The following is a 6,930-nucleotide window of genomic DNA, read 5'->3' on the forward strand; positions in this document are numbered from 1 at the left end:
TACGGGCATTGGTATTATGGTTGCTGCTGATCTCGACAATTCAGTTCCGGTGACCGTACTGACGGGCTATCTAGGTGCTGGAAAAACCACCCTACTCAATCGCATTTTGACCCACGAGCATGGCAAAAAAGTTGCTGTAATCGTCAACGAATTTGGGGAAGTGGGTATTGATAATCAATTAGTGATCGATGCAGACGAAGAAATTTTTGAAATGAATAATGGCTGCATCTGCTGCACCGTGCGGGGTGACCTGATTCGGATTATTGGCAACCTGATGAAGCGGCGTGACAAATTTGATCATCTCGTCATTGAAACTACTGGACTTGCTGACCCTGCGCCAGTTATTCAAACCTTTTTTATGGATGAGGATGTGCAAGCCCAAGCGAGTTTGGATGCAGTGGTAACTGTGGTCGATGCGAAGCATATCAGTCAACACTGGGATGCGGATGAAGCAATAGAGCAAATTGCCTTTGCTGATGTGATTTTGCTTAACAAAACGGATTTGGTGACAGCTGAAGAGTTGATGGCTTTGGAAGAGCGGATTCGAGCCATGAATGTGATGGCAAAAATCTATCGAACTCAAAATGCTGAGGTGGAAATGGATGCCATTTTGGGTGTACAGGCATTCGATCTCGAAAGAGCGTTGGAAATTGATCCAGAGTTTTTGAATGAATCTGCCCATGAGCATGATGAAACAGTCGGTTCTGTGGCGATCGTCGAAATGGGTGCCTTGGATGGCGAGAAGTTTAATGATTGGCTGGGTGAGCTTTTGCAAACTCAAGGACCCAACATTTTTCGGATGAAAGGTATTTTGAATATGAGCGGTGAAGACAACCGCTTTGTATTTCAAGGAATCCACATGGTGTTTGATGGCAAGCGCGATCGCCCGTGGAAAGCAATCGAAACCCGTAAGAATCAACTCATTTTTATTGGTCGCAATCTAGATGAAGCCAAACTGCGAGAGAACTTTCGGGCGTGTCTAGTATGACCACCAAAGCGCAGGAGGAGTTTCAACTCCGCTGGCAGGGATCACTAGCAGACTATGTGACAGCGATCGCTTGGTCGCCAAATGGTCTCGTCTTAAGTGCAAGTTCTGCGGCAGGCGAAATCATCCTTCTTTCCCCAGAGACGCAGAATCTTACACTTTTAGAGGCGGACAACGGACAATCAATCGATTGCCTTGCCATTTCCCCAGATAGCAAGTTTTTAGCGGCAAGTGGACAAAATGGACAGGTAAAACTGTGGCAATTGTCAGATTCACCCACACTCATTACAACGTTAGAAAATAAGCCGGTTTGGGTGGATCGGCTAGCGTGGAATCCTAAAGCAAATCAGTTGGCTTTTAGCCTGGGTCGCTATGTGCAGGTGTGGGATGCGACTGCCAACGAGGTCATTACCACATTAAACTTTGAAGCCTCCTCCGTCATGGATTTGGCATGGCATCCCAAGGGGCAATTTTTGGCAGCGTGTGGCAATCAAGGAGCACGGGTTTGGAATGCCAAAGACTGGGATGCTGAGCCAGAAGTGTTGGAAATTCCCTCGGCAAGTGTGGCGATCGCCTGGTCACCCGATGGCAAGTACATCGCAGATGGCAACTTAGATAACACGTTATCTGTGATGGAGTGGGGGCAGCCTAATCCTTGGGTCATGCAGGGATTTCCGGGCAAGGTGCGGCAACTCACCTGGTCGCAAACAAGTGCTCCGTTACTAGCATCCTGTAGTTCCGAGACCGTTGTGGCGTGGCAGCGATCGCCCGATGAATCCGTGGGTTGGGCAAGTCAGGTGTTGGAAGCGCATGAGGGAGTGGTGCGGGCGATCGCTTTTCAACCCAAAACCACTCTGTTAGCAAGCGCCGCTGAGGACGGCTTGCTTTGCCTTTGGCAACATGCCCAACAGGTCGTCCAGGTTTTGGAAGGAGCACCAAATGGATTTTCCTGTATGGCTTGGCATCCTCAAGGTCATCAGCTTGCAGCCGGAGGAAAAGACGGTGAATTGCTGCTTTGGTCGAAAGCCTCACGCGGTCAGGGATTTAGAAAACGGCTATGAGCAACTCTTCTGTCAACCGTTGGAGCTTTTCATTGGCAACACAATCGTAAATGTAGTGCCTTTTCCTAATTCACTACTGACTTGAACAGTGCCTTGATGTAAGTCAATACACTTTTTTGCGATCGCTAGCCCTAACCCAGTCCCTTGAATCTTACCTACATTGCTACAGCGGTAAAACGTTTCAAACAAATGGCTTTGATCCTTTAAAGGAATGCCAATGCCGTGATCTTTCACCTGAAAAACAGCAGTGCCCGATTGACACAGCAGGCTCAATTGGACACTGCCCCCTTTCGGAGAATATTTAATAGCGTTAGAGAGTAAATTGGTAAAAATGTGCCACAGCAGCGCAGCATCCATGACCGCATCAGAGCAATCACCTGCATATTCAGTCGTAATAACGTATTCATGGCTGTGGCTAAACTGTAAGTCTGCCACCAGGTCAGCGCAAAACTTCTTTAAATCGAGAGGCTCTGGCTGATAGCGTAGCCCTCCTGCTTCACCACTACCCAACAATAATATTTCATCTAACAGATGAGTCACCTGACCAATTGCCACTTTGATTCGTTCAAAGTAGTCGGTTCTTTTTTCCTCGGTCAATTTGCGATCAAAATTTTGCAACAATTCTACTGACGTGCGAATCGTTGTCATTGGAGTGCGAAACTCATGGGATGCCATGGAAATGAAACTTGACTTCAGCAGGTTCAGTTCTTGCTCCTGTTCCCAGGCACTCAAAATTTTGCGTTCACTGTTCTTAAGTTGCTGAAAGATCCGTTCTCGCTCGATCGCATAATGGATCGAGCGCATCAATAGTTGGGTCGTAATTTGATCTTTGACAAGATAATCCTGTGCGCCCCGCGCCATCACTTGCAGCGCGAGTTCCTCATCATCCATCATGGTCAACACAACGACTGGCATGATAGGCACACTCGAACGAAATTCGGCAACCGTTTCTAACCCATCCGAATCAGGTAAACCAAGGTCTAACAAAACCACGTCGTAGTAGTTTTCATGACAGTAAGCGATCGCAGTTGATAGCCGCTCAACATGCGTCAATTGCCATTCTTTTTTGCCTGAGCGCCAAAATACCTGTCTTAGCAAATCGGCATCTGTTGGGCTATCTTCTACCAACAAGATATGCATTAATGTTTTGTCCATTAAACTTGCTTGTCAAAAGTTCTACAACCTGTGATTTTTTTGAGATCTCGGCTTTAGAATGACTGTATCTTAAGGTTTGAGCATCCGTATTTTCATTAGACTTCGTGCATAAATCAATTTATGGCACGAGTTTTTGATGGGTATCGTCATTGCTGTGGTCGTCAAATCACTCTGGAGGTAGCTTTACAGCAGTTAGCCAAAAATCACTGATCAATTGCACTACTTGCATAAACTGCTGCACATTAAACGGCTTAGTTACATAGCAATTGGCATTGAGATCATAGGAACGAAGCACATCTTCCTCATTGGATGAAGTGGTCAAGACAACCACTGGAATTCGCCTTAGATCGGAGTCTGCTTTAACTTCTGCCAAAATCTCTCGCCCATCCATTCCAGGCAAATTTAAGTCAAGCACAATTAGATCGGGGCGGGGCGCATCAGCATATTCTCCACGCTGGTACAAAAAATCCATCGCGGCCTCACCCTCTTCGACCCAGTGCAGCGTATTGGTAATTTTGGCTTGCTGAAGGCTTCGCATCGTCAGATTGGCATCGCTAGGCGAGTCTTCAATCAGTAGAATCTCGATTGAGTTCAAGGTTCGGTCGGCCATAAGGGGACGGAGGTAGTGTGAAGTAAAATGTGGTGCCAATTTCTGGCTCAGATTCTGCCCAGATTCGCCCGTTGTGACGATCAATAATCTTTTTGCAAACTGCTAAACCGATACCCGTGCCAGGAAACTCGCGGCGGGTGTGAAGACGTTTAAATATTTCAAAAATGCGCTCAAGATAGCGAGGCTTGATGCCAATACCATTATCGCGAATGGTGAACAGATAGGCTGATTCAGCAGCAGAAATGGTAGTTTGAGTTTCGGAGTTTGGAGTTTGGAGTTCGGAGTGATGCGATCGCCCTGCGTCACTGCTCCAGGTAGAGCTGATATGAATATGGGGCGGTTCCTCTCGCCGAAATTTGATGGCGTTGCCAATCAGGTTTTGAAATAGCTGGGTTAGCTGAGTTTTATCCGCCGTGATCAGGGGTAAGGAATCGGAGGTGATGGTGGCATTACTTTCAGCGATCGCCACCTGCAAATTATCCAGTACCCGCTTCAGCACAGCGTTGCAATCTACCGGGGCAAGCACCAGATCACGGGTGCCAATGCGAGAATACAACAGCAGATCTTGAATTAACTGCTGCATTCGCGTTGCCCCCTCAATTACATAAGCAGCATACTGCTGACCCGTTTCATCTAACTGATCCTCGTAATCTTTGGCTAACAGTTGAGTGTAGCCTGTAACTGCCCGTAAAGGTTCCTGTAAGTCGTGGGATGCCACATAAGCAAACTGTTCTAATTCTTGGTTAGAGCGAATTAAGTCTGCATTCGTTTGGTTCAACTCAGCAGTGCGCTCCTGAACCTTAATTTCTAGTTTCTCGTTTATCTGTTGGAGTGCTGCCTTAGCGAGCTTGCGCTCAGTAATGTCTAAAAATGCTCCAACGCAGCCAATAATTTGACTCTGCTCATCCAACAAGGGAGCAGCATACTCTAGCAGGGTAATAACTCTTCCATCTTCATGCACCACATCCACTTCAACGTCCATAACTTCAACACCGTGAGCTGCTGCATATTGCATCGGTAGCTCTTCGGCAGAAAGTTCTTTGCCATCTCGATATATCTTAAAAGTAGGAGCTTCCTTATTTGGAGCGCTGAGCGAGGCATTGATTGTAGAGGGAATGCCTAATTGCTTGGCAAAGGCAGGATTAACCTTGATGTGGTTGCAATTTGGATCTTGAGCAATGCCAATGCCAATGGGAATTACCTCAAGCAAGGTTTCTAGCTGTTTGACCTGGCGGTTAAGCGCTTGGTTTAGTTGAGTGATTTCTTCCTCAGCCACTTTACGATCGCTAATATCTATCAGAATGCCCACAAATCGGACTGCTTGACCTGCTTCGTTGAAAACGGCGCGACCAAATGCAGCAACCCATACAATTTCCCCATTATCGGCACGAATGATGCGATGCTCCATGCTGTAAGGAGATCGCTCCCGTTGCGATCGGGTCGAGGCTTCCCTAATCTTTGGCATGTCCTCTGGGTGAACGCGGCTACGCCACTTTTCCAACATCACCTCACCATTCGGTGCGGGGTCGTATCCTAACAGCTTAAAGTGTTGCTCTGACCACAGCGCTTTGTCAGCCTGGATATCCACATCCCATGTTGCCATTCCAGACCCTTCAATGGCTAAACTCAAGCGCTGTTCGCTTTGCCGCAACTGTTTTTCTGCCTGTTGGCGATCGGTTACATCCACACCAATCCCCCAGGATGCCCAACCGGGAATTGGAAATTTATCAGAGATATTAGACCAAGAAATGGTTTTGATGCTGCCATCTTTGCAGGTAATGTCCCATTCCCATTGGCGATAATTATTGCCGCGATCGCTCCATGCTTGCATCATCTGCTGGCGATAGGCCGGGTCGGGATAGAGCCGTTCGATACTCTGGGGATTGCCCACCACTTCATCGGCACGATAGCCTGTCACCCGCTCACACTCTCGATTCCACTCAATAATGTTTCCCTCTTCATCAAAGGCATCTAACATGACTGGCATGTTCTGTAATACCAGGTGCAAGCGTTCTTCACTACGGCGAATCTGTTCTTCTGACTGTTGGCGTTCAGCTTGATTGCGCTTCGCTTCGCTAATATCACTGACCAGCGCAAAATAGCCTTTAACTTCTCCCTGTTCTCCAAAATCGGGAATATAGGTTGCATGTACCCAGCGAGCTCCATCATCTCGGTAGGGAACCTCAACTTCATAGTCCACTTTCTGTCCCGCCAGAGCAGCTTCTGCATAAGGGCAAATGGTTTGATAAGCTAATTCGCCTACAACATGCTTCAGAGATTGCCCAGTCAAATCTTTTTGAGATACCTTAAACCACTCCTGGTAGGTTCGATTGTTAAACCGATAGTACTGCTTTGAATCGAGGTAGGAAATCAGTACGGGTAAAGCGTCGGTAATTAAACGAAGCTGTCTTTCACTGTCTCGGAGTGACTGCTCTGCTAGCTTGCGCTCCTTCAACTCGGCTGCAAGAGAGACATTTGCCTCGGCGAGTTCCATTGTGCGTTCCTGAACTCTTGTTTCCAGTTGCTCATTTACTTGCTGCAATGCAGTTTCTGCATTTTTACGAGTATAAATTTGCTTTTGAAGCAAGAGAAATACTCCAGTCAGTATGCTGAAACTCAAAATGTAGCCAATCCCATTCACTTGGGCAGACCGCTCGACGTTAGCATCAACTGCGGCTGCCCGCTGCTGCAATAAGGTTCGTTCGACTCCCTCCATTTCTTGTAGCCGGGTTTGAATGTCCTGCTGCAAAATCAAAGTTTGTTTTAGGAGGGTTCGTTGTGTGGAGAGATCAGCTTTGTTTTGCCGTACAAGGTCAACAAATTGCTGTAGCACAGTCAGCCGTTTAGCAATTAAAGGCTGAAGTTGATCAAGACGACGCTGCTGACCAAGGTTATCTTGAGTCAGTTGCCGAGTCTGGGCGATCGCGCGATTGGTTTCTTGAATACCAGTGCGGAGAATGTTTAACTCGCGATCGTCCTTTAAAAAAACATAGCCCCGCCATCCTCGCTGGGCATTCTCCATGCCACTCAGAATTTTATTGAATGTTTCTAAAACTTGATGGGTATGTTCAACTGATCGCCGACTCTCAACTAACTCCTGGACATTGAGATAAGACCGG

The 6,930-nt window shown here is 47.2% G+C and carries 5 protein-coding genes; 2 read left to right on the forward strand and 3 right to left on the reverse strand.

The window, feature by feature from the left end:
• Positions 1–16 precede the first annotated feature (16 nt).
• Both JOY44_RS18830 and JOY44_RS18835 read left to right on the forward strand, forming a co-directional pair.
• The gene (locus tag JOY44_RS18830; RefSeq protein WP_171575110.1) at positions 17–988 is read left to right on the forward strand and encodes a CobW family GTP-binding protein; all 972 of its coding nucleotides are present in this window, start codon (positions 17–19) and stop codon (positions 986–988) included.
• Positions 985–2,046, forward strand: coding sequence for a WD40 repeat domain-containing protein (locus JOY44_RS18835; RefSeq protein WP_171575111.1), 1,062 nt, complete (start codon positions 985–987; stop codon positions 2,044–2,046). The genes JOY44_RS18830 and JOY44_RS18835 overlap by 4 nt, the downstream gene beginning before the upstream one ends.
• A gap of 12 nt (positions 2,047–2,058) precedes the next feature.
• Here the strand turns inward: JOY44_RS18835 and JOY44_RS18840 are convergent, their stop codons facing one another.
• The 3 genes from JOY44_RS18840 to JOY44_RS18850 form a co-directional block, all read right to left on the reverse strand.
• Positions 2,059–3,201, reverse strand: a complete 1,143-nt coding sequence (locus tag JOY44_RS18840; protein ID WP_171575112.1) for a hybrid sensor histidine kinase/response regulator — start codon at positions 3,199–3,201, stop codon at positions 2,059–2,061.
• A 166-nt stretch (positions 3,202–3,367) separates the two neighbouring features.
• Entirely contained in the window at positions 3,368–3,796 is a 429-nt protein-coding gene (locus tag JOY44_RS18845; protein ID WP_245404934.1) for a response regulator, read from the reverse strand.
• Positions 3,768–6,930 (reverse strand): PAS domain S-box protein (locus tag JOY44_RS18850; RefSeq protein WP_171575114.1); only part of this gene is annotated, 3,163 nt, incomplete at its 5' end. The genes JOY44_RS18850 and JOY44_RS18845, both read right to left, overlap by 29 nt.

Origin of the sequence: Leptolyngbya sp. Cla-17 (assembly GCF_016807185.1) — a bacterium.
In the GTDB taxonomy this organism is placed as follows: domain Bacteria; phylum Cyanobacteriota; class Cyanobacteriia; order Leptolyngbyales; family Leptolyngbyaceae; genus ULC077BIN1.